Annotated in this window: 15 protein-coding genes; 8 read left to right on the forward strand and 7 right to left on the reverse strand. The window is 45.8% G+C overall.

The window, feature by feature from the left end; all coding sequences use genetic code 11:
- Positions 1-96 precede the first annotated feature (96 nt).
- Both NDI35_RS21170 and NDI35_RS21175 read right to left on the reverse strand, forming a co-directional pair.
- Positions 97-429 carry a hypothetical protein gene (locus tag NDI35_RS21170; RefSeq protein ID WP_445314454.1) on the reverse strand — a complete coding sequence of 111 codons (333 nt, stop codon included), beginning with the start codon at positions 427-429 and terminating at the stop codon, positions 97-99.
- Positions 430-473: 44 nt separating this feature from the next.
- Positions 474-647, reverse strand: coding sequence for a hypothetical protein (locus tag NDI35_RS21175; RefSeq protein ID WP_333252073.1), 174 nt, complete (start codon positions 645-647; stop codon positions 474-476).
- 276 nt (positions 648-923) lie between these two features.
- Between NDI35_RS21175 and NDI35_RS21180 the strand changes: the two genes are divergently transcribed.
- Positions 924-2,789, forward strand: coding sequence for an AAA-like domain-containing protein (locus tag NDI35_RS21180; protein WP_445314455.1), 1,866 nt, complete (start codon positions 924-926; stop codon positions 2,787-2,789).
- Positions 2,790-3,090: 301 nt separating this feature from the next.
- Complete coding sequence (locus NDI35_RS21185) at positions 3,091-3,690, forward strand: Uma2 family endonuclease (protein WP_445314456.1); 600 nt, start codon at positions 3,091-3,093, stop codon at positions 3,688-3,690.
- 13 nt (positions 3,691-3,703) lie between these two features.
- On the opposite strand, the gene NDI35_RS21190 is transcribed toward NDI35_RS21185, so the two are convergent.
- On the reverse strand, positions 3,704-4,462 hold the full coding sequence (locus NDI35_RS21190) for a 5-formyltetrahydrofolate cyclo-ligase (protein WP_445314457.1): 759 nt from the start codon (positions 4,460-4,462) through the stop codon (positions 3,704-3,706).
- A 117-nt stretch (positions 4,463-4,579) separates the two neighbouring features.
- Here NDI35_RS21190 and NDI35_RS21195 point away from each other — a divergent pair, with 117 nt between their 5' ends.
- Positions 4,580-7,321 carry an AAA-like domain-containing protein gene (locus NDI35_RS21195; protein ID WP_445314458.1) on the forward strand — a complete coding sequence of 914 codons (2,742 nt, stop codon included), beginning with the start codon at positions 4,580-4,582 and terminating at the stop codon, positions 7,319-7,321.
- A gap of 72 nt (positions 7,322-7,393) precedes the next feature.
- On the opposite strand, the gene NDI35_RS21200 is transcribed toward NDI35_RS21195, so the two are convergent.
- Positions 7,394-7,858 (reverse strand): COP23 domain-containing protein, encoded by a 465-nt coding sequence (locus NDI35_RS21200; RefSeq protein ID WP_445314459.1) that lies wholly within the window; start codon positions 7,856-7,858, stop codon positions 7,394-7,396.
- 344 nt (positions 7,859-8,202) lie between these two features.
- Between NDI35_RS21200 and NDI35_RS21205 the strand changes: the two genes are divergently transcribed.
- The 5 genes from NDI35_RS21205 (at position 8,203) to NDI35_RS21225 (ending at position 16,845) form a co-directional block, all read left to right on the forward strand.
- Positions 8,203-8,700 carry an HNH endonuclease gene (locus NDI35_RS21205; RefSeq protein ID WP_006633674.1) on the forward strand — a complete coding sequence of 166 codons (498 nt, stop codon included), beginning with the start codon at positions 8,203-8,205 and terminating at the stop codon, positions 8,698-8,700.
- A gap of 238 nt (positions 8,701-8,938) precedes the next feature.
- Entirely contained in the window at positions 8,939-10,213 is a 1,275-nt protein-coding gene (locus NDI35_RS21210) for a DHH family phosphoesterase (protein WP_445314460.1), read from the forward strand.
- Positions 10,214-11,261: 1,048 nt separating this feature from the next.
- Positions 11,262-14,903: a diguanylate cyclase domain-containing protein gene (locus tag NDI35_RS21215; RefSeq protein ID WP_445314461.1), complete on the forward strand. Its 3,642-nt coding sequence runs from the start codon at positions 11,262-11,264 to the stop codon at positions 14,901-14,903.
- Between the two features lie 67 nt (positions 14,904-14,970).
- Positions 14,971-15,465, forward strand: coding sequence for a phosphohistidine phosphatase SixA (gene sixA / locus NDI35_RS21220; RefSeq protein ID WP_333370599.1), 495 nt, complete (start codon positions 14,971-14,973; stop codon positions 15,463-15,465).
- 234 nt (positions 15,466-15,699) lie between these two features.
- Entirely contained in the window at positions 15,700-16,845 is a 1,146-nt protein-coding gene (locus NDI35_RS21225) for a citrate synthase (RefSeq protein WP_445314462.1), read from the forward strand.
- Between the two features lie 421 nt (positions 16,846-17,266).
- Here NDI35_RS21225 and NDI35_RS21230 read toward each other — a convergent pair whose 3' ends face one another.
- The 3 genes from NDI35_RS21230 to NDI35_RS21240 form a co-directional block, all read right to left on the reverse strand.
- Positions 17,267-17,773 (reverse strand): DUF29 family protein, encoded by a 507-nt coding sequence (locus NDI35_RS21230; protein ID WP_445314463.1) that lies wholly within the window; start codon positions 17,771-17,773, stop codon positions 17,267-17,269.
- Positions 17,774-17,980: 207 nt separating this feature from the next.
- Entirely contained in the window at positions 17,981-20,095 is a 2,115-nt protein-coding gene (gene argZ, locus NDI35_RS21235; protein ID WP_445314464.1) for a bifunctional arginine dihydrolase/ornithine cyclodeaminase, read from the reverse strand.
- Positions 20,096-20,473: 378 nt separating this feature from the next.
- On the reverse strand, positions 20,474-23,626 hold the full coding sequence (locus NDI35_RS21240) for a PAS domain-containing protein (RefSeq protein WP_445314465.1): 3,153 nt from the start codon (positions 23,624-23,626) through the stop codon (positions 20,474-20,476).
- Positions 23,627-24,176: the final 550 nt, after the last annotated feature.

A 24,176-nucleotide genomic window follows, 5' to 3' on the forward strand; every position in this document is an offset into this window, starting at 1 on the left:
TCGCGCAGGCGGACGAAAGTTTGTACAGTCGTGGATTTTCTAGGCAGAATTCTTGTTTTGTAGACCCAAATTTTATTCACCTGAGATGAATTCAAGTTAGGCGACTTCCCGATTTCTAGCATCTTCGAGCGAGTCGATCGCGGCTTTGAGAAAAACTTTTCCTTTAGCAACAAATCGGCGATCGCTCAAAGGATCGTAAGCTTCCCAATTACCGCTAACTTCGCGATCGCGCCACAAAAACCAGCAGCGGTAGATTTCCCCGCTATCTATATCATCGCACAAAGCCAGCCAATCGTCCCCCGTGAGAGCGCTGGCATCTAATGCTACCAATTCCACCCACGCAAGTGCAGTGCAGGCATCGATCGCATCAGCGTCAACGGAGTCAGATTTGGTAGCTATAGGTTGTGGCGAACACAGTGTAGACTTCATAATTTCTCCTTAATTCAATTAAATCAATCAATCAATGAATTGCCCTATTTATGGGACTGACCCGGTACACCAAGTGGAAAAATTGTGTTTTGATAAATTTCGGGTTGGTCAAATTTACCAGCGGCTGATGCTTCTGTTAAATTGTTAAGTGTATTAATTGTGAAAATGGCGGCGGTTCCCAAAGCGGCCATTGCCAGTCTGTGTAAGATTTTACTCATTTGGCTGCTCCTTTTTTGCTTGGTGTATCTACTCTAAAAAGTTAAGCGGTGATTAGCGGCGGAGATTGGGGAGTTAAGAAAAACTTTTTCTCGTCAAATATATTCAACTGTTGAAGCCGTTATCAGGACAGAGTTTGAGGAGTCGATCGCCCAAAAAACCTCTGACCGTAAAATTTCTTAAATTCCGCCTCGCGGACTATCTCCCTTAAAATCCCCCAAAATAGGAACTTAAGGCGTTAAAATTTCTAGATTCGTTCCCCTTTCACTGCAAGCGAAGTGCTCAAGTCAAAACGCGATCGCGGTCGCATTCTCACTGCCTCTGGCTTAAAGAAACTTAACGAGGCGCTCCAAGAATGGTCTGACCGAAATAACATTAGAGGTACTCTGACTGAAATCGAGGCTGAATCTGGCGTTGGTGCCGATACAGTCAGCAAAATTAAGCAGGGTAGAGAAGGTGCGGATTTGAGTAAAATTCGACAGTTGTTCGCGGCTTTTGAAATGACTCTGGCTGCTAGCGACCACCGATCGGCTAAACTTGAGGAACCGGAAAATTTAGACGAGCTGGACAATTCGCCTGCCGCGGAAGATACAGCCAGCAGCAGAATTGTTAAAGTATTTGTCAGTTATCGCAGCGCCGAACCCGATCGCGAGTTAGGAAAACAGTTAGAAATAGCCTTAAGCGCGATCGGTCATACAGTTTTCACAGCAGAAAATAACATTAGATTAGGAGATAATTGGTTCGATCGCATTAATTTATTCCTCCAAGAATGCGATTATTTGCTGCTACTGTTGCCACCCACGGGAAACCAAAGCGAACTACTAACATATCAAGTTCAGCAAGCAAAAGAACTACAAGACTCCCGCCCTGACAGAAAACCAATAATTCTCCCCATCCGCGTCGGCTTTCCCCTGAACGCGCCTCTAAATCACGACTTGCGGGGCTATCTGTACCGCATCAAACAGAGGGAATGGAAAACCACCGCCGACACTCCAATTATTATCGAAGAAGTTCTGAATTTGCTAGCAGAACAACCCGCACCCGTCACAGAACAAACGGAAGATTTAACACAAAAACAGCTATTAGAAATTAGCAGCGACGAAATACCTCTACCCGCCGCCGAACCAGAATTACCGGGAGGACAAGTCGATGTCGCTTCTCAATTTTATGTAGAACGCCCGCCCATCGAAGAACGCTGCTATCAAACTATTGTGCAGCCCAGCGCGTTAATTAGAATCAAAGCACCGCGACAAATGGGCAAAACTTCCTTGATGGCAAGAATTTTGCATCACGGAGCCCGTCAAGGCTATTGCACCGTGCCACTAACTTTTCAGTTAGTAGATAAAGCCGTATTTGCCAACTTAGATAAATTCTTAAAGTGGTTTTGCGCTTACGTCGGCCGCGAGTTGCACTTACCCAATCAATTAGATGATTATTGGGACGAAATTTTTGGCAGCAAAGTCAACTGCAAAGATTACTTTGAAAAATACATTTTGCCGCAAATCGACAGTCCTTTAATTTTAGGATTAGACGAGATCGATCGCGTTTTTCAATATCCCGACATTGCCGAAGACTTTTTAGGACTGCTGCGGGCGTGGCACGAAGAATCGAAGCGGCGCGATATCTGGAAAAAACTGCGATTAATTGTAGTTCACTCCACCGAAGTTTACATCCCGATGAACATCAATCAATCGCCTTTCAACGTCGGATTGCCCGTTGATTTACCGGAATTCAACCATCAGCAAGTACAAGAGTTAGCAGCGCGGCACAACTTGAATTGGTCGGAGGCAGAAGTTGAGGAATTGATGGCAGTTGTCGGCGGACATCCGTATTTAGTGCGAGTTGCATTATATCACATTTCGCGCTCAGGTTTGACACTCGATGAATTAAAAGAAAGTGCGATCGCAGATGCGGGAATTTACAGCGACCATTTGCGCCGGCAGTTGTGGAATTTGGAAGAATATCCTGAGTTAGCGCAGGGGATGAGAGAGATTGTGACTGCGGATTGTCCGGTGCCATTAAAGGCGATGCAGGCTTTTAAGTTGGACAGTTTGGGGTTGGTGAGATTGCAGGGGAACGAGTGCGTGCCAAGGTGCGAACTGTATCGACAATATTTTCGATCGCACTTGAGCGCGATCGTGTAAAATTTTGTGCGTAAGTGCGGTAAGTAATAATTAGGTGAATGATACCGATGAACGATATTTTTTTGATAACATCCGATAATTGGCTAGATTGGATAACCGTGTTTGGTTATCTAGGTTTTACTGCTTTCATTGCATGGCGCGTGTTCACCACAAAGTAGATATATTATGAAATTACCTTCTGCCTCTTCTTCTTCCTTCTTACTTCGCGTCCTAGCGCTTACGCGCGGCTTCGCCTAACGCGCCTTCGCGGTTCGTTAAATAAATAGTAAAATAAGAAAACAATCAACTCGCCCATACAGTTATGTCGCCCGTCGAAAGTGTTGCAGCAATTCCGAACGATCTGATTTTGCGCTTGAGCATCGAGCAGTATCATGCGATAATTCAAGCTGGCATTCTCACGGATGATGACTCTGTAGAATTGCTGGAAGGTTGGCTGGTTTTCAAAATGCCAAAAAATCCACCGCATCGAGTCACGACTCGTCTTGTCAGAACAGCTTTAGAGAATATTTTACCCCGTGGTTGGTATGTCGATTCTCAAGAACCGATCACGCTATCCAACAGCGAACCTGAACCTGATATAGTGGTTGTTCGAGGGGATACGCGACAGTATCTCGATCGGCATCCGGGGGCTGAAGATATTGCCCTGATTATTGAAGTATCCGATACGACGCTTCAGCGCGATCGAACTGTAAAAAAACAGATTTATGCCCGCGCTGGAATTGCGATTTATTGGATTGTGAATCTTGTTGAAGGACTCGTTGAGGTGTACTCTCAACCTCTTGTTGAAGTTGAGCAGGCAGATTACAGTCAAAGGTTGGATTTCGGGCGATCGGGTGTTATACCGATTATTATTGAAGGGATAGAAATTGGGGCGATCGCTGTAGGTGCTCTTTTGCCTTGATTTTGATTGAAAGCTATGGGTTATTGGTTAATTGCTCTCTCAACTTTCGCAAAATCGGAATTTGTTCCAACTGTTCCGACCGTATACAATCCCAGTTTAACCCAATTGGACGCGGATAACTTGTATTAGTCTCAATTACCTCCTCAGCAGTAACAATCCAATTCAGCGCCCAATCGTGAGGCTGCATTGGTAAACGCGACTCTTCGACTATTTGCAAAGGATGCACTGTTGTCACAATTGGCGTATCGATTTGTACTAACCCGAATTCCTTCAACATAGCCAATTCCAAATCGGCAAAACCTGCACCTTTCCCGGTTCTTCCACCGCCCGGCCCTGCTGCTACGCAGCCGACTATTACTAAATCTATTGGCTCCATTTCTGCAAAACTTACCAATTTTCCGCAAGTCAGTGCTTTGCGGGCGATCGCACTTTCGGCAATAGATATATTTTGCCGCTGCAAATCTTCACCAGTTAACTCTACAAAACAGCGATCGTTTGTCAATCGCGGTACTGCCATATACAGGCGTTTTCCATCTTGCAAAGCTCGCATCCGCACCGGAATTTGGGCCGAATCGGGATTGCACTTAATCGTTTTTGCTTGTTGCCATATTGCTAAAGTTGCCAATCTTTCGGCCGCCAACTCAGCACCGACAAAGTTGGGAATATGACCGAAGGGATTGCCAATAGATGCGGCTTGGTGCTTCAGCAAAGACCAAATTTCAGATCTTAAGTAGTCTTTGTCTTGGTGATATCCACTCCAATCAGTTTTCATGCTGTATTGTGCTACAATTTATCATACAGAATTATGGTTTAATACCGCCTCACTTCTTCAGTCCGCAAAGGCGGATTTTGTTTGTGTACTAGCGGCTTCAACCGCCGAATAACTTATATGAATTTTACCACAAAGCCCAGTTACTATCAAGTCGGCGGCAGTCTCACCAATAACGCTCCCAATTATGTGAAGCGGCAAGCCGACGACGACCTTTATAACGGATTGAAAGCCGGGGAATTTTGCTATGTTTTGAATTCCAGGCAAATGGGCAAATCTAGCTTGCAGGTGCGGACAATTCAGAGGCTGAGAAATGAAGGAATTGCTTGTGCTGCGATCGACATTTCGGAAATTGGCAACCGCGGCGTCACTCCCGAACAGTGGTATGCTGGTTTGCTACGCATTCTCGAAAATAACTTTAACCTGTCGGATATTGTCAACGTGCGGACTTGGTGGCGCGATCGCAATTTTTTAACCCCGGTTCAAAGATTGAGCGAATTCATCGAAACCGTACTGTTACCCAACATTTCCAGCAATATTGTCATTTTTATTGACGAAATCGACAGCATTCTCGCCCTAGATTTTCCCGCCGACGATTTTTTAGCCTTAATTCGCTCGTGCTACAACAAGCGCGCCAACAATTCAGAGTTCGATCGCCTAACTTGGGCCCTCTTAGGTGTAGCATCGCCGACGGATTTGTGCCGCGAGCAAAATGCCAGCAGCAATACCCCTTTTAATATTGGCAAGGCGATCGAATTAACTGGTTTTGACGAAACCGAAGCTCAACCGCTAGCAGCGGGGTTGGCAGAGCTGACAGACAGCCCTAATGAAGTTTTGAGAGAGGTTTTGTATTGGACGGGCGGGCAGCCGTTCCTGACTCAAAAGCTGTGCAAACTATTGTTGGAAAATGCCGAATTAATCCCGAATTTACCCACCCCAGTTCCCCCTTCCCAAGGGGAGGCAAAAGATAAAATTAACACTTCTAAAAAGTGGGTGGAGAAAGTAGTGCGCTTGAAAATCGTGGAAAATTGGGAAACTCAAGATGTGCCCGAACATTTGTCCACAATTCGCGATCGGCTTTTCAAAGAAAACCAGCGCATTGTCAGGAGACTGGGATTGTATCAACAAATTTTAGAACAAACTGAAATGATCCCCGATGGTAGTGCCGAACAAATGGAGTTGCGATTAAGCGGATTAATCATTAAGCGCGGGGAAAGATTAACAATTTCTAATCCTATTTATCAAGCTGTATTTAACAAAGAATTAATTGAAGAAAAATTAGAAAAACTCTCGCCTTACTCGGAAGCGATCAAACTATGGCTAAATTCTAGCTGTGAAGATGATTCCCAACTGTTGCGAGGGGAGGATTTGCAGTCAGCATTAGTTTGGGCGGCAGGAAAAAGTTTGAGAAACGAAGATTTTCAATTTTTGACGGCCAGCCAGAAAGTTATTTTGAGCGACCAAAATCAACTGCTGCATTCAGCTACATTAGAAACCAAAAAAGCTGTCTGCGATGCCGAAAAAGCTTGGAGTGAAGCTGACTCTGCCAAACAAAAAGCCAAACAGTGGATCGGCATCGGTTCTGCGGTACTGGCAGCATCGTTAGTGACAGCGATCGGCTTTTCAACTCTCGCTTACCAGCGGTTTAAACTAGCACAAGCAAGTATTGAAATCGAACAAAATGGCAGCGATGCTTTATTGTTAGCTGTTTCTCAAAAGACCGAAAATCGCGAAGCTTTATCAGAAGCTTTACTGAGGGCGATCGCCTCCGGAAAAAAATTAAAAACCTTGGTTGAAAACACACATAAGCTAGAACAATACCCGGCAACTAGACCGCTGTTAGCCTTACAAATAATTCTCGATAAAATTAGTGAATCCCAGCAGGTCAAAGCCTCATTAAGTCCGCAAAGAAAGATCATGTGGCAAGCTCATAAAGGTGCAGTTACCAGCGTCACTTTTAGCCCAAATAGGCAAATTTTAGCAACCGCCGGAATAGACGATACAGTTAGGGTGTGGAACTTTTCTGGGAAAAAAATTGCTGAATGGAAAGCTTTACAGCGGTCAGTTAATATGGTAAATTTTAGCCCAAACGGTAATTTTTTAGCGACAGCCGGAAGGGATAGCACTGTTAAAATATGGAATTTATCAGGTAAAAATATTTCTACTTTAAAAGGAATTCAAGGCTCTGTTACCAGCATCAGTTTTAGTCCCGAAGGAAAGTTATTAGCGGCGGCAGGGATAGACAGCTATGCTGCAATTTGGGATTTGTCTAAACTGCCACAATTAGTATCCTCTAGCCTAAAACTCCCAGGTCACAACGGCTTAGTGAGAAGCGTAAATTTTAGCCCAAACGGCGATTTCATAACGACTTTAGATGGCAAATCTACAGTGCGACTTTGGAATTTGTCGGGCAAGCTGAAAAAAACACTGCCTATTCAGGCAATTGGGCTCAGTTTCACTCCGGCTCAACACCAGTATCGCTTTGCGACAGTAACATTAAATGGCAAAGTAGGGCTGTGGAATCTGTCCGAAAAAGAATTAGTTAAGGAATTTCAAACCTTGCATTTTGATGCGAAATCAATTAGTTTTAGTCCCGACGGAGAACGGCTGGCTACAGTGGGAATTGACAAGACTGTACGGCTGTGGAATTTAGCGGGGCGGCAGGTTGCTCAATTTGAGTTCGAGGAGAATGTTGTTAGTGTCAGTTGGAGTCGAGACGGAAAGCAAATTGCTGTGGCTGGAAGCAACGGCACTGTATGGCTGAGGCAGGTTGAAGTGTTAGAAGAATTGCTGAAGCAAAGCTGCAATTTTTTCACCACTCAACCGAAGTATTTTACCAGAGTTTCAACTATCTGCAAGTAGGGTGTTTACATGACTTTAGCACGTAGGACACAGCATTGCCATGTCCTACCCGTAGCTAATTAGTTATGACTATCAATTTACTTTAACAGGCGAAACACTTACATTAGGACTTGTGACTCTTTTTAAGAGTTCTTGTCGGGCTTGTTCGGGATTTTGCCCTTTGGGTACTTGATATAATAATCTACAGGAACCGTCTTGAGGATTAGCTGCACAAATAATTAGTTGACCGGTGGACGATGCACCTGCTGTGACAATATTATCCCAGCTTCCTTGGGGTTGCGAGTTGTTGAGAATTCCTGAGACTCTGGTACATCGAGTAATCGCATCTTCTCCTGATTCATTGAAATAGTTATCAGCTAGCCACAAAATAACGGGAATATTTTTGCCTTGTTGGACAGCAATTGTAGCGGGGCGGCCGCCAGCAGCGCCGCAGAAGAATGAAGGCGCTTGGGCAAAGGCTGGACTGTTTGCTAAAATCTGAGCAGCAAGGGCAATAATTGACGCGCTAAAAGCTGACTTTAAGAGCCGAAATTTCATGAGCAGTAATAAGCTTTTTCATTTAAGGTTACTAATAGTCTAAAAAGTTAAACTGTTTGTTGCCGGGAAGATTAGGCATTTAGAGAAAAAAATAAAATTGATTCTGCAAATTTTGGCGATCGCACACACTGGCCTCATCTACGCCAAAACTCCGGGAAAAAAGCTCGCTGACAAACACCAAAGGCCGAAAATAGATGCAGCCGTAGGGGCGCAGACGCCAAGGTATAGGGTAAAGGAGTGGTTTTTCAGCGTTTTTTGCGCTCGCCTCGCTGTTCCTGATGCCGTCCCACCTAAAGGAGAACCTGTGTTAACATCGAAAAAAATATTCTCTTTAATAATCAACAATGGGCAATGTTCTGGTGCTGAACGCCTCCTACGAACCCCTTAACATCACCAATTGGCGAAGGGCGGTAGTTTTGTTGCTGAAAGGAAAAGCAGAACAGGTAGAACACAACGGGAAATTTATTGCGCCAAACTTCCCGCTACCAACTGTGATCCGACTGCGGCATTATGTCCGAGTTCCCTATAAGGATATTCCGCTGACCCGCCGGAACATCTTGCACCGGGATGCACACTCTTGTCAATACTGTAGTTATACGGGGGACGATTTAACCCTCGATCATGTAATTCCCCGATCGCGCGGAGGAGGCGACAGTTGGGAAAACCTCGTCACCGCCTGCGTGCGCTGCAATGTCAATAAAGGCAGTCGCACGCCGAAAGAAGCGGGAATGTCGCTGCGCTATCCGCCTAGGAAACCTCACAGCGGTCTTTATTTTGAAGTCACTAAACACGTTAAGAGCGGTATGCACAAAGAATGGCAAAAATATGTAATAGGCCTTTAAAACCCCTGTCAGCGCAAGCGCGGGGGTTTTTTGCGGGAGTTATTAGTTCTGAGATTGCTTCGTTCCTGGCAACACACACTCTCTGCATGGATTAAAAAATTAAAGAGAGAATTTACGCTCTTAAATCAGGTTTGTCGTAAAAAGTATGGGCTTGGACAAACAGGCATCTACAAAGAAACCGGGTTTAAGATCGAATGTCGTGCAAATCCTGAAATAGTTAAATAGTTAATTTTCAACGATGAAAGACCATTCCCCTAACAATTTCGATGAAACATCCGGCAACCGCGAAGCTGAACTTGAGGCCAGCAGCGAGGTTGTACCCGGAGTGAGTGCGCCGGGGAAACGGCGCAGCAAAGCCGAAGTTGCTTCCGAAGAGAATCGCGGCCGTCTCCGCGAGGAATTACACGATCGCAAAGTTGAGCAATTGCGCCAAATGTTCGATCGGCACAAAGGCAATCGCCAATTAATATTGCTGCAAGATTTTCCAGACCCCGACGCACTTTCAAGCGCTTGGACTTACAAATTAATTGCCGAACAGTACGATATCCAATGCGAGATTATCTACGCCGGCGCCCTCAGCCACCAAGAAAACATTGCCTTAGTTAAATTGACAGGGTTGCCGTTGCAGCGGTGGACGGTGGAAACATTAAAAACGAAGGATTTGTCAGTGTTTCAGGGCTGCGCTTTCATCGACAATCAAGGGACGACTTGTAATTTAACCGAGTATATTTTAGCGGCTGGAGTTCCGATCGCCGCCGTCATCGATCATCACAATTTGCAGGGGGAAATGAACGCAGAATTTATCGATTTGCGCCCTCAAATCCGCGCTACAGCCACGATTTTTGCCGAGTATTTACAGGCTGGACTTCTAACTCTCGATGCCAGCGTCAGTCTGCATATCAAATGTGCTACAGCTTTGATGCACGGTTTACGATCGGATACGATCGCCCTCAGACAAGCTCAGGAGGAAGACTTTCTAGCTGCGGCTTATTTGAGCCGATTTTACGACCCGCAGTTGCTGAATGCCGTGTTACAGTCGTCTCGTTCTAAGTGGGTGATGGACGCGATCGAGCGATCGCTCAAACACCGCACCGTCCAGAACAATTTTTCGATCGCCGGCATCGGCTACCTCCGCTATGACGATCGGGATTCTATTCCCCAAGCGGCGGACTTTTTAGTAACAGAAGAGAACGTACACACAGCCGTTGTCTACGCAATTGTTCACGACAAAGACGAAGAAATTGAAGTGGTAATTGGCTCCCTGCGAACTAATAAACTTACTCTCGACCCCGACGAATTCATTAAAGAAGCCTTCGGTCAAGATGCTCAAGGACGCTTTTTTGGGGGTGGCAGAAGTCAAGCCGGAGGTTTTGAAATTCCCGTGGGGTTTCTTTCCGGCGGGAATGAGAAGAGCGATTATGCAAGGCTGAAATGGGAAGTATTTGATGCTCAGATCAAGCAAAAATTGCTGAATTTAATTAGTCCTAAAGACAATCCTGTTTACGATCATTAACTCTGGAGTTTTTAGGTGCGGTCTTGATTCCAGCAACAGCCTGGGAATGCGATCGCTTTTTGACCTCCGGTTGCTACCAGGTGTTGCCGTGTTTTTTTCTCAGTCCGGGCAAAATCTTAACTTGATAATCAGTCCTGCCCGCACTTTAACTCTCATCAACCGGCTTTTTTAAGTCTTATTGAGGGTTTGAACTCACGCCTAGTACGCTTCTGCCATCAACAGGTTTTCCGGCCTGTTCCACAACAACTGTATTTTCTTGTGGGGAGTAGGGGTTGGGCAGGAGAATCCGCCCATAAAAAGTTTATTAAAAATCCTGCAAGATGCCACTTTTAACGAAGTAAGGAGGTTAAAAAACCCGGTTGACTTCTCCAGGACTAACACTAATAAATTTTATCCCCATTTCCCCAAAATACACACCCAAGAAACTGGGTATTTTAACTATTGTCAAGGGAGGCAACGAAGTATTTTGCTCAAAAAAACCAGGTGGCGGAGCAAATTTAGTTTTATCTAGTTTACAATACTTCGGACAGTTTTTTAACGACCCTGTAAGCCTTACAGAGAAAGCCCTGCCATTTTTAACGCATTTTAGGAAACTTAGGGCTGGACTTAAACCTTGAAATAATAGTCCACCATATAGCCAGTCTGGGTTTCGGACACTCGATTAGATATAAAACTGTCCGAAGTATTGTAGTTTACTAAATCCATAATAATTCTTGATTTTTAACAATTATACAAGGTTTATTTTTTGATATTTTAGTGTTTTTCGCTAAATCAAGCACAATTTGTTATAGTTGGTGCAGGCAACTTTAGATAATAATTAGTAAAAAAACGCTTGAAAAGAATCAAAATTGATACCAAACAACCTAAACCCTTGGCTAAATGACATAAAAAAAGGAATGGTAGCATTCAAAAAAGTTTTGCTTGTCACATAAAAATGGTTTTTTTCTAAGCCCAGGCAGCGATTCCTACAATTTCAAACAAATTATTATATTTATTTGCTGCGGGTTAGGATAGTAGAAAATAGCTAAAAAAAACAAGGAACACGGAGATGTCTACAAAACAGACTTTCTCTTGGTCGTTAGAGAAAAGCATAGAAAAAGTTTCAGAAATTGCACTTAAAATCAACGAGTTCGTGGCTCTGGAGACAATTTTGCAATGTGCGCTAGAAGAAACCAGGGTGCTGCTGCAAACCGATCGCGTAATTATTTATCGCTTCCTATCGCATAGAGATGGCGTAGTATTTGCAGAATCGGTTGATGCCCAGTGGCCGCCAACCCTAGGAAAACAGATTTATGATCCTTGCTTTGATGCCACCTGGGTAGATCGTTACAGCCAGGGACAAACGAGCAGCATTTCTGATATTCACGCTGGTGATTTTCAAGCTTGTGATGTCGAATTGCTCGCACACATCCAAGTTCAGGCCAATTTAGTTGCGCCAATCTTGCTAGATGGCCAACAGCAGCAATCTCCGAAGCTTTGGGGACTGTTGATTGCTCATCACTGCCGAAGTCCGCGTCAGTGGGAACCTCTCGAGGTTCAGATCCTGCAACAGGTTGCAATGCACATCGGGTTGAAGATGTGGCACTTGGAATCTTATCGCCCGGTGCTGGGGCCAAATCAACGGCCGGAACTCGAAACAGAACCGAATCAAACTGATCCCAATACAGAAAGCGCGCCCAGAGTCAATCATCAAAATTGTCTACAACCAGAGTTTGCCTCTTCCCTGAGCGGCGATATTGTCCACCTCAAAGCCTTTGACTTATTGCAAAACCCGATCTGGATATTTGATATTGAGCATTGGCAAATGCGGTGGGCAAACCAAGCATCTTTGTACCTGTGGGGTGCTTCCACGCGGCAGCAACTCGCGAGCCACAACTTTAGGGATATGTTATCAGAGTCTACTCGGATTCGCTTGCAGAGCTATCTCCAGCAGTTTGAGCAAGGCCAAACCTTGTCCGAACAGTGGACGTTTTACCCGGCCGGTGAGCCTGTTTCTGTCGGGTGTCGGTGCTCTGGCATCAGGATTGATAGCGGGCGTTTGGCAATCCTGGTCGAGGGTAAGGTCGAAACCGCTCCTCAAATCGAACCGGAAACCCTGCGATCGATCGAGGCAATCCGACACACCACGCTGATGGTTTCGCTATACACCCTCGAAGGTGTGCCGCTGCTGCAAAACCCGGCGGCCTTGCGCTGTTACGGGGAGGCGCTGCACCGTGGCTCTGCGACAGATAATGCTTTTGTGAGTCACTTTGTTGACTCTCAGGTAGCAGAGCGAGCAATGGCAGTTCTTCAGTCCGGTGAGGTATTTAGCACGGAGGCTCAAGTGATTACTCTGGCGGGAATTCGCTGGCATGGGATGGACGTGCGGTGTACCAACGACCCGGTAACAGGCAACCCGATGTTGCTCGTGAACGAAAAGGACATTACCGACCGCCAGCAGACAGAAACAGCCCTGCAAAAGAGTGAAACCCGGTTGTCAGAAGCCCAGCGGGTTGCCCACATCGGTAACTGGGAATGGGACGTAAATACGGGTAAAATTACCTGGTCTCCCGAACTCTTCGAGATTGTGGGACGCGACCGCGCCCTAGGCGAACCTACTTATGAAGAAAACCTGCGGCTTTACCATCCCGAAAGTGCCAAACAGCTACACCTGGTAGTTCAACGAGCGCTCACTCATGGGCAGCCTTATCTATTGCGCCTCAGAATCGTGCGCCCGAATGGTTCTATCCGCCATACCGAAGCCAGAGGACAGGTCCAACTCAATGCAGAGGGAAAAGTCATTCGGTTGTTTGGTACATCCCAAGACATTACGGATATTGTTCAGGCAGAAACAGAACTCAGAGAATTGAGTACAGCTCTTGCTAATGCAGTTGAGGGCATCTCGCGGCTGGATATTTTCGGACGGTACCTCACCGTTAATCAAGCCTACGCGAATATAGCAGGTTATCAGCCTGAAGAAATGGTTGGTATGAATTGGCAGAAAACAGTTCATCCCGAAGACTGCGACAGCATGATGGCGGCTTATCAAAAAATGCTAGCCGAGGGCAGAGTGGAGGTTGAGGCGCGGGGTATTCGGAAAGATGGCTCGATTTTTTACCACCAATGGGTGATGTTGGCAGCCTACGACTCGCAGGAGCGATTGATCGGGCATCACTGCTTTATGAAAAATATCACCGATCGCAAGCAAGCAGAAGCAGCACTGCAACTAGAGTTCGAGCGTCTGGCTGTGGTGATTGCCACCCAACAGGAAATTGCCACCCCCAATCCTAACCTGGATGCAGTGATGGCGGTGATTACCGATCGAACTCAAAAATCGCTCGGTGCCGATGGAGCAGTGATTGAAATGCTGGAAGGGGATGAGTTGGTGTATCGGGCAGCGAGCGGTATCGCCAGTGCCTATGTTGGATTACGGATCAAAGTAGAGACAAGTTTATCGGGAAAATGTATTGCGACAGGCCAAATCATGCTTTGCGATGATTCACAAACCGATGCACGGGTGGAGCAGTCTGCCTGTCAGCGCATTGGTATCCGGTCACTGGTGGTTGTTCCCTTGTTCTATCAGGACGATCGGGTTGGCGTCTTAAAAGTTGTTTCAGCTACACCCTGTGCCTTTACAGAGTCAGATATTCATACCTTACAACTGATGGCGGGGTTTTTGGCAAGCAGCCTGCATCTGGCTTCAGAGTTTGATGCTAAAAACATTCTCCTGAGTCAATTGCAGGAGAGCGAGGAACGGTATCGTTCTGTGATTACAACCATGACTGAAGGCGTCGTACTTCAGCTAGCAGACGGACAAATTACTACCTGTAATGCTAGTGCCGGAAGGATTCTCGGACTGACCCCCGAACAAATGATGGGGCGTACATCCATAGATTTAGACTGGCGAACCGTTCGGGAAGATGGCTCCCCCTTCCCTGGCGGACAGCATCCGGCAATGATCACCCTACGGACGGGAAAACCCGTATCAAATGTGGTGATGGGCATTCACAAATCGGATCAAACTCTGACTTGGATTTCGATTAATTCTCAACCGCTGTTCCATCTCAATCAGTCTCAACCCTATGCAGTAGTGACGACTTTTGCTGATATTACAGAACGCAGGCGGGCCGAGGAGATGTTAAGACACCGGGCGGAACAAGAAAGATTAATTGCTACGACAGATGGGTTAACACAAGTAGCAAACCGCCGCTGTTTTGATGAGCGATTGCAGTCGGAATGGCACCGACTGATGCAGGGGAAACAAAAGCTTTCGTTGATTATGTTGGATGTAGATTATTTCAAGCGATATAACGATTGCTACGGACATCAAGCTGGAGATACTTGTTTGGTGCAAGTGGCGAAAGCTGCTGCTGGCTCGGTTAAACGTTCTAGCGATTTGTTTGTGCGCTATGGGGGCGAAGAATTTGCTGCTATCCTGCCGAGTACGGATGCTGCGGGGGCGCTTGCGGTTGCTGAGTCGATGCGTCAGGCAATCCGAAATTTGGCAATCCCTCACGAGCAATCTGATGTGAGTGCGATCGTGACCGTTAGTATGGGAATTGCAACTGTGATTCCCACTGCGGAAACATCACCGGATGAACTCATTGCCCTCGCCGATCGAGCATTATATGATGCGAAACGACAAGGGCGCGATCGCTACAGAAGCGCAAACCCGATGACAACGCCAGATTTCAATACAGTTGTAGAATAGGCAAAAAGTAGGTATATCCTAGATTGCTCCTATAAAAACGGGATAAAATGCCTGGAAGTATTGATATATGGTTATTTATCTGATCCGCCACGGTATAGCAGCCGCACCCGAAGAATATGATACAGACTCAGAACGCCCGCTGACTAAAGAGGGCGATCGTAAAACCAGGAAAATTGCCCAACGCCTGTACGAACTCGAAATTCAGTTTGACCTGATTCTCACCAGTCCCCTACTGCGGGCGCAGCAAACCGCCCAAATCCTGCAAACAGTCGGTTTGAGTTCCCAAATAGAAGAATCCGCCACCCTTGCACCTTCAGGAGACATTGGGAACTGGCTGGAGTGGTACAAACAGTGGCAGGAAATAGGTAGCCGCAGCTTGGCCCTGGTGGGCCACCAACCAGACTTAGGCCACTGGGCAGAAACTTTGCTTTGGGCTCGATCGCAAGACGCCCTGATTCTCAAAAAAGCAGGTATCATCGGCTTAATCCTCCCCGAAACAGGCTCCCCAGTGGGCCGCAGCCAAATGTTTTGGCTAACTGCGCCCAAGTTTTTGCTGCACTAGAAACAGGGAACTGCCCCGACATTAACAGGACGCGCCAGCAGTCTTAAAACGGCATTCTGGGACGGCGAAACCGGGTTTGAGGGGCGACAATACGCAGCGGTGCGATCGGGCTGGCGTGTTGAAAAACCCGGTTTCTGAACCCCAATTAAATGATTATCTGTCAAGACTGTGACACTATCTTCGTTTCTGGTAATGTACTTTTAGTAGATTGAACTCACACAAAACGGTATCGCAATGGTCGTCGGCGAATTCAAACCAGGTTTAGAAGGTGTTCCCGCCACCTTGTCCAGCATTAGCTACGTCGATGGACAAAAAGGGTTGCTGGAATATCGCGGGATTAGCATCGAGGAACTGGCACTGAAAAGTTCCTTTCTCGAAACTTCGTATTTATTAATCTGGGGGGTACTTCCGACAAAGGAAGAACTCGAAGCTTTCGAGCATGAAATTCGCTATCACCGCCGGATCAAATATCGCATCCGGGACATGATGAAATGCTTTCCAGAAAGAGGACATCCCATGGACGCCCTGCAAGCTTCAGCGGCCGCCCTGGGCTTGTTCTACTCCCGCAGAGCTCTGGCTAACCCAGCATACATTCGAGAAGCTGTAGTGCGGCTGCTAGCTAAAATTCCCACAATGGTAGCAGCGTTCCAGCAAATGCGACGGGGAAATGACCCGGTGCGGCCGAGGGATGACTTGGACTACTCGGCTAACTTTCTTTATATGCTCAACGAGCAAGAACCCGATCCGCTGTTAGCTAGCATTTTTGACAGTTGTCTGACTCTCCACGCTGAACATACAATTAATGCCTCTACATTTTCGGCAATGGTAACAGCTTCGACGCTGACAGACCCTTACGGGGTAATTGCTTCAGCAGTTGGCACTTTGGCGGGGCCGCTGCACGGGGGAGCTAATGAAGAAGTGATTGATATGTTGGAGCAAATTGGTTCGGTAGAAAACGTGCGGCCTTTTGTCGAGAAGTGCGTTGCAAATAAGGACAAAATCATGGGTTTCGGTCACCGAGTTTACAAGGTGAAAGATCCGAGAGCAACTATTCTCCAAGGGTTAGCAGAACAGTTATTTGAGAACTTCGGTCACGACGATTATTACGACATAGCTGTCGAGTTGGAAGAAGTGGTTGAGGAGAAATTGGGTCACAAAGGAATTTATGCAAATGTAGATTTCTATTCGGGTCTGGTTTACCGAAAAATGGGAATTCCGATCGACTTATTTACACCGGTTTTTGCGATCGCCCGTGTTGCTGGCTGGTTGGCCCACTGGAAGGAACAGCTAGAGGCAAACCGCATTTACCGCCCGACTCAAATATATACGGGTACTCACGGTGAGCCTTATATTGCGATCGAGGACAGACTCCCATCCTAAAGCAACATGATCAACCCCGATCGGAAAATAGCGAGAATAATTGTTTTGCTTTCGTGAAGTGTTGAATTAAAAATTGCTTTCGCCTTCCGAGTCACGAAGCAATTTTTGTCTGCTACAAGCTGCCGTGCTGGGTTACACCCCTCTTGTATGTTGTGCTGTTTGTTGGCGACAATAATAAGAAGTGACGATTTTCAGGAACTCCGGTCCTCAGGCTTGCGGGTCTGAGGTTTTTTATTGCAATATCTAAAGTTGCAGCCGATTTAGGGGCGAATTCCCCAAATACGTAAACCAGCGCGAAATAGCCAGTAAACCCACCCCAGCCACGCTTTGATTTACGAATAGCTTTCTATAGGGTGCGATCGCACAAATCGTTTATTACCCTCACTCTTCTACAGCAATGCCTTTTCTATTTTTGACTTTCTCAACTCCACTCTTCACCCCCAGGCAACTGGGACAAATATTCGTCGATCGCATCCTCGAATTCACCTCTAGAATAAGTGTAGGTCAAAGACAGTAGCCCAGTTGCGATCGCCATAATTTGCTCTCTGTCCACTCTTTGATTGAGTTGAGCACGGCTTAACTTTCCTTCCAACACTTCCCGGCTAGCCTCACGAATAGCCGCTTCTAGTTCATCTTCTATAAAAGGCTCCCACTCCGAGGAATTGATATAGTAGGATGTTTTATTATCTTTGAGATTGAGCTTTTTAATACCTCGGACAGAATTTGCAATAGAAGCGGCCCAAGAATTTGTTAAACGCTGTTCTACTTGATTTTTAATTAGGTGGATTAGCAGAATCAGTAAAAAAGACCCGATATTTCGCAGAGTTGCTTGTTTGCTCATGCCCTCTAATTCATCGACAATTGCTAGAGCATCTTCCTTCCTGCCTTCTAAAATACAATTTCTGAGGTCTATTAATTCCTGTACCATTGCTGTTAGCCTCAACATTTATAGGAATTTCGTACTCTAACTCAGGGTTGTAGCCTAGTCTCAATCCCCCTAAATCCCCCTTAAAAAGGGGGACTTTGACTGCTTCCAGCCCCCCCTTATTAAGGGGGGTTAGGGGATCTCCGGGTCAAGAAAACACGCCCTAGGGGAGATTTCCGCCGGGTTTCAACCGCCGATTTCGCGCTACATCTAAACAGATTGAGTTACATGATGGCGGCTAGTCAACTTATCCAATTGATTCACTAACAAACTCAGGAACAATCCCACATCCGTAACAACTCCAATAGACTCGATCGAACCCCGATCGCTCAATTTCGTCACCACCGCCGGATTAATGTCCACACAGACCATCTTCACACCCGCCGGCGTCATATTTCCCACACCAATTGAGTGCAGCATAGACGACAGCATTAACACCATATCCGCACCGCGTAACAGCTCAGTATATTCTTCTTGAGCTTTAACTAAATCCATTTGCGTGTCAGGAAGCGGGCCGTCATCCCGGATCGAACCTGCTAGGGAAAACGGTATATTGTTCTTCACGCACTCGTACATCACACCGTTAGTAACCAAGCCTGCTTCTACAGCTTTTGCAATACTCCCGTAACGTCGCACACTGTTAATTATTTTCAAGTGATGTCGGTGTCCGCCGCGCACAGCAATACCGCGTTTCATGTCAACCCCTAAAGAGGTTCCCATATTCGATTGTTCCATGTCGTGAACCGCGATCGCATTTCCGCCTAACAGCGCTTGTACGTAACCTTCGCGAATCAAATGCGCTAAATGTTCGCCACCGCCGGTGTGGATAACAACAGGCCCCGCCGTAACTACAACTTTGCCACCGCGATCGCGAATTTGGCGCAATTCCCACGCTACTTGTTCCACCACCAATTCTACGCGGCGCTCGCTAGAAACGCTGCCCGACATAAAGCTGAATTCTTGAGAATTGCGCTGTTCCCGCGATTCTGTTTTGCGGATGGTGCGGATACCCACTACATCTACAACGACTTTTTCACCTACTTTTAAATCTCGCAGTAATTTGCATTTAGCCACTGGACCATCGGCAGTTTCAGTAATAGCAACTGCACCGTCCATCCGCTGATTTTGCACTTTCACCCACTGGTTATTTACCCGCACTTCTGTGGGATAAATCGTACTCACATAAAAGTCATCCGGGCCGACGCCATCTTGCACTACCGGTTCTAAAATAGCGTCGCAAATCTCTTGCGGCGGGGGCACTGCACCCAAGTCAATCAGCAGTCCCATGATTTCTTCCATCACATCATGGGAAGGAGCCGAAACTTTAACGTCCGCAGATGATGTGCTTTGCCGCTGCTCTCCTAAATTGAAATTGAGCACTTGGAAACTGCCGCCGTTTTCGATAATTAAGTCTAAAGCGCGGCTGATTAAACCAGCATCGAGCAAGTGACCTTCCATGCGAATTGTGCGGCTTTCTACCATCACGTTTGGCGCTCCATCTTCTTGCACAGGTTCCGTTACCCGTAGTGTCAAGCACTTACAGGCGCCGCCCGCTTTCAGAAATTCGCTCATCGGCGTTTCAATTACTTGAAAACCGACATTAGTGATGCGAGTTTTCAAGGCTTCGCTAACCTTGTTCATTACCACAATTTTGTCAATATTGACGGCATTGCAGGCAAAGTTAGCGGCATCTGCTTCTTCAATGGCAATGCGTTTTTCTGGTGGTACCCGCATTTCAATTAAGCGGTTTGAGTAGGAATCAAATGCGGCTGGGTAGTAGAGCAAATAGCCGCCTGTCAGAGGACAAAAACAGGTGTCTAGGTGATAGAAACGTTCGTCAACTAAACGCAGCGAAAGCACTTCAATGTTGAGCCATTTTGCTAGTAACGGGTGCGAGTCGAGTTCGGAACGGAAGCCGTATCCGGCCCACAACCAGCGTCCTTCGCGATCGAGCAAAGCATCGCCAGCGCCCTCAAACGGCAAGTCTTTCGGGAGTTCGTGCACGGTGAAACCTTTGCTTTCAAACCATGCTTTGAAATAGGGTTCTTCGCCTTGGCGTTCTTTGTGATAGAAACGGCTGAGGACGAAGGTATTGCCTAAAAGTAAGCCTGCGTTGGCGGTGAAAACCATATCAGGCCAACCTTTTGCGGGCGGTACGAGGTCTACCACAGCGTTGTCTTTGAGGACGTGGTAAAGTTTTTCCCACTGTTCGACGGCGCGATCGCGCGATGATTTGTGTACGTTGCCCTCCATCCACGGATTAATCACGTAATCCACATCGTAGTGGTCGGGAGCACACATGAGGAAGCGAATTGAGTCAGTCATAATTCAGTTAAAATGTGGTAGACGCTACAGCAGACGTATGTTGACAGAGTTTGTATAATAGCAACTGTAATATTCACTACTAATTTTAGCAGCGCAACGTCTGGAGCCTCAAAAGGCTAACTCTTTACTATATCATGTTTAAGATGAGATTACACTAAATGACAGACAGTTCGCAGGAAATACTGGAGAAAATGTCAGGTTATGACGCACTCTAAAATAGGTTCTGATAAACGATTAATATGATATTCGTTGCAATTGCCCCCAGTCTTACGTTCGGGCCGGGTTTAGGCTCATCTCTGGCTTATATTATAGATGGTTGGTGAACCGGCCCCTACAAGAATTATGGTTAATTTACCCCCCATGATTTAACAGCTTATCCTAACTTTTAAGTTTCAACTTTTGCGAAATCGGCAGTTCGATCGCAAATTCTGTTCCCCGGCCAACTTCTGAATGACACTCCAACTTACCACCGTGGGTGTCTTTAATAATTTGGTAACTAATCGACAACCCCAAACCAGTGCCGGTGCCGATCGGTTTGGTAGTAAAAAATGGGTCAAACATCCTTGACTGAACTTCGGGACGGATACCGGGTCCGCTGTCAGAAATCCGCACACACACTTGATTTTCGCTGCTGACTTCAGTAACAATGCGAATCTGATGAACTTTGCAAGTACAGTTTGTTGATGACTCTTCCATAGCGTCGATCGCATTCACCAGCAAATTCATAAATACTTGGTTTAATTGAGCCGGATAACACTCGACTTTGGGCAGGTTCCCGTAATTTTTAATAACTTGAATTTCCCGACGTTTTGGCTGTGACTGGAATCGGTGCTGCAAAATCACCAAAGTGCTCTCTATCCCTTCATGAATGTCTATTACTTTGCACTCTTTTTCGTCGAGTCTCGAAAAGTTTCGCAAAGACAGCACTATCTGCTTAATTCGGTTAGCACCTTCTTGCATTGAAGCCAGGATTTTTGGGAAATCTTCAGCGATAAAATCCACCTCGACTTCTGCCAATTCTTGGGCTATTTCAGGAACTGGTTCGGGATAGTATTGCTGGTAGAGCTGGAGCAATTTTACCAACTCGCGAGCGTACTGTGCGGCGGGAATAATATTGCCGTAGATGAAGCTGATCGGGTTATTAATTTCATGGGCTACTCCCGCTACCATTTGCCCGATACTTGACATTTTTTCTGCTTGAATAAGCTGAGATTGAGCCTTTTTTAAGTCTGCCAGAGTTTGTTCTAACTGTTGCGCTTTTTCTCGTTCTCGCTGTTCGCTAAATTGCAACTCTACTTCGGCTTGTTTGCGATCGCTAATATCAATATGCGTGCCCGTCATCCGTAAAGGATTTCCCGAAGCGTCGTGTTCCATCACCTTTGCTTGAGCTAAAATCCACTTCCACTCACCGGATTTTGTCAGCATCCTAAATTCCACTTCGTAAGTAGGATTTTGGCCTTCTAGGTGAGCAGTTAGCGCTGCTTTAGCCGGAGACAAATCCTCTGGATGTACCAGTTTCTCCCAGGATGCAAAACTATTGGCTATTTCTTCTACTTCATATCCCAGCATCGTTTTCCAGCGCGGATTAAAATAGACTTCTCCCGTGGCCAGATTCCAATCCCACAATCCCATCGCACTGCCTTCAAATGCCAGATAAAAACGTTCTTCGCTAATTTGCAAAGCTGCTTCAGCTTGTTTTCGATCGCTAATATCCATCACTGTTCCCAACAGTTTTAATACTTCCCCGGTTTCGCTAAAAACAGCTTCTCCCCTTCCTTCCACGTATATAATTTGACCGCTAGGATGCAAAAAACGAAACTCTCTTTTGTAGGCAATGCCTTGTGAGATAGTTAGGCTGACTGTTTGTTGCAATAATTCTCTGTCGTCGGGATGACACATCTTTAAAAGTTTGGCAGATGTCGGTTCAGTTGCACTTGAGTCAAGACCAAAAATGCGGAATACTTCTTCTGACCAAGTAATTTTATTGGTGACTAAATCAAATTCCCAACTGCCGATATGGGCAATTTTCTGGGCTGCTGCTAGACTAGCTTCGCTTTGTTGAAGTTTAAGTCGCTGTTGTTTATCTTGTTCGAGAAGATTGGCTTGAGCGATCGCAATTCCCATCTGTGCCGCCACAGCGCTCAATAATCTGATCTCATCCTGCGTCCAGTGGCGGGGGCGATCGTACTGATGCAAGCATATCATTCCGTTGGCTTTTCCCTGATAGGAAGTGCGGATGGATATCATCGACTTCAAACCTATTTGACAGCACAAATCTCGGACGTTTTCTAGCAGGGGTTCGGAAAAAACATCGTCAGAAGCTACAGCTTGATCTTGGGACAATAAAAACTCAACGTGAGGATTGCCCTGTATGGGAATTTCTAAATCTAAAAACGATTGAGAGGCTGTTTTTCTGTACTCAGCGACATTAGAAATTCTGGGAACTGGGTCTTCTGTATAGGTGTGAATCAAGCAGCAATCGGCATTAAAAATTCGACCTATTTGAGCAGTCGCTGTTTGAAAAATTTGCTCTTGATTTAAGCTGTATCGAATTTCGAGAGTAATTGTTTCTAGCAGAAATCTTTGTTTTATTTGCCGTTCCAAAGCAGTTAAAGCTGTTTTAAGTTCTAGTTCTGCTTGTTTGCGATCGCTAATTTCAGTAGCCGTTCCCAAAATTTTCCAAGGTTTGTCGTCGGCTGTTCTGGCAAACACTGTATCCACGCTAACAAACCAGCGATATTCACCATTTTTGTGCTGAATTCGGTACTCAAAATCAAAGCTTTCACCGTCTTTTGCTGCCTCAATCCTCCTCATGTGTTCTGAGAATCCTGGCAAATCTTCAGGATGTATTAAGTTAGGAAGAAATCCTCCTGCCATCTGCGGGATTTCTTCAAAAGAATAGCCAATATCGCTATAGATTTCGCGGTTGATATACAGAGTTCGCTGTTCAATCAAATCGGAAACGTACAAAAGATTAGGATGTGTTTGAATTACTGCCGACAGCCAGCGTTGGCTGTCTCGGAGCTCTGCTTCGATCCGCTTGCGTTCTTCTATCTCTGCTTGAAGCCGCGCATTTTGTGCTAAAATTTGTTTATAAAGGCGGCTCAGAAGTAGTTGATTTTCGACGCGGCTCACCACTTCTTCTGTTTGAAATGGTTTACTAATGTAGTCTACACCCCCCACAGAAAAAGCTTTGACTTTATCAAAAACTTCATTTAAAGAGCTAATAAAAATCACAGGAATATCTTTGGTTTGCGGACAAGCTTTTAGCTGTTCGCAGACTTGATAGCCATCCATACCGGGCATCATGATGTCCAGCAAAATCAAATCTGGTGGATTCGACAGAGCAAAGTTAAGAGCCAATTTACCATCTCGTGTCGGCCGCACTTTATATCCCCGCTTAGACAAAAGCTGGGATAAAAGCCGCAAGCTTTCTGGATGGTCGTCCACCATTAAAATATTTTCTTGTAAGACAGTGTTTTGAAGTCTAAGTGTTTCTAGTCTTGGATTTCTATTGTCAGTTGTATTCACAGCAGACCCTCAAACTATTCAAGTTGTATATGTGGGAATATTTTTAAAGTCATTAACCGCTTGTAGCTAACACTCTCAGATAAACCAGCACAACTATTGGCTCTCTAGCACACTCCTAAATTATCTGTCATTATATCAAAAATAATGCTCATTTGAAAATCTTGGTGGCTCAAATTATCGGAGCCGAGTGAGAAAACAGCCTAGATGCCTCAAATCACAGGCTAAGCAAGGGATTTTGATTAAAGGTAAAGCTTGTCCACTTTCTATAACCCGGTTTTACCTGCCTTTATCTGGTGGCTTTTTTTGTGTTTTTTTCAGTAGATATCCTCACTGGAAAGGTTAATTAAAACAGGCCGGAACATGGGTGTCAACTTAAGACTAAAATTTTTTGTTTTTCTGGTTTGTATCCAAGTCTTGAGTTCCCTAAATCCCCCTTTTTTAGCAGCGCTAGGGGCAGTGTAGGCATAATTGTCAAACAGTATGCCGTTACTACATTTGAGCTTAAGTTGACACCAATGAACCCTGAAATACTCCTACAATATCTTATATT

Origin of the sequence: Microcoleus vaginatus FACHB-2002 (assembly GCF_040004035.1) — a bacterium.
Classification (GTDB): Bacteria; Cyanobacteriota; Cyanobacteriia; order Cyanobacteriales; family Microcoleaceae; genus Microcoleus; species Microcoleus vaginatus_C.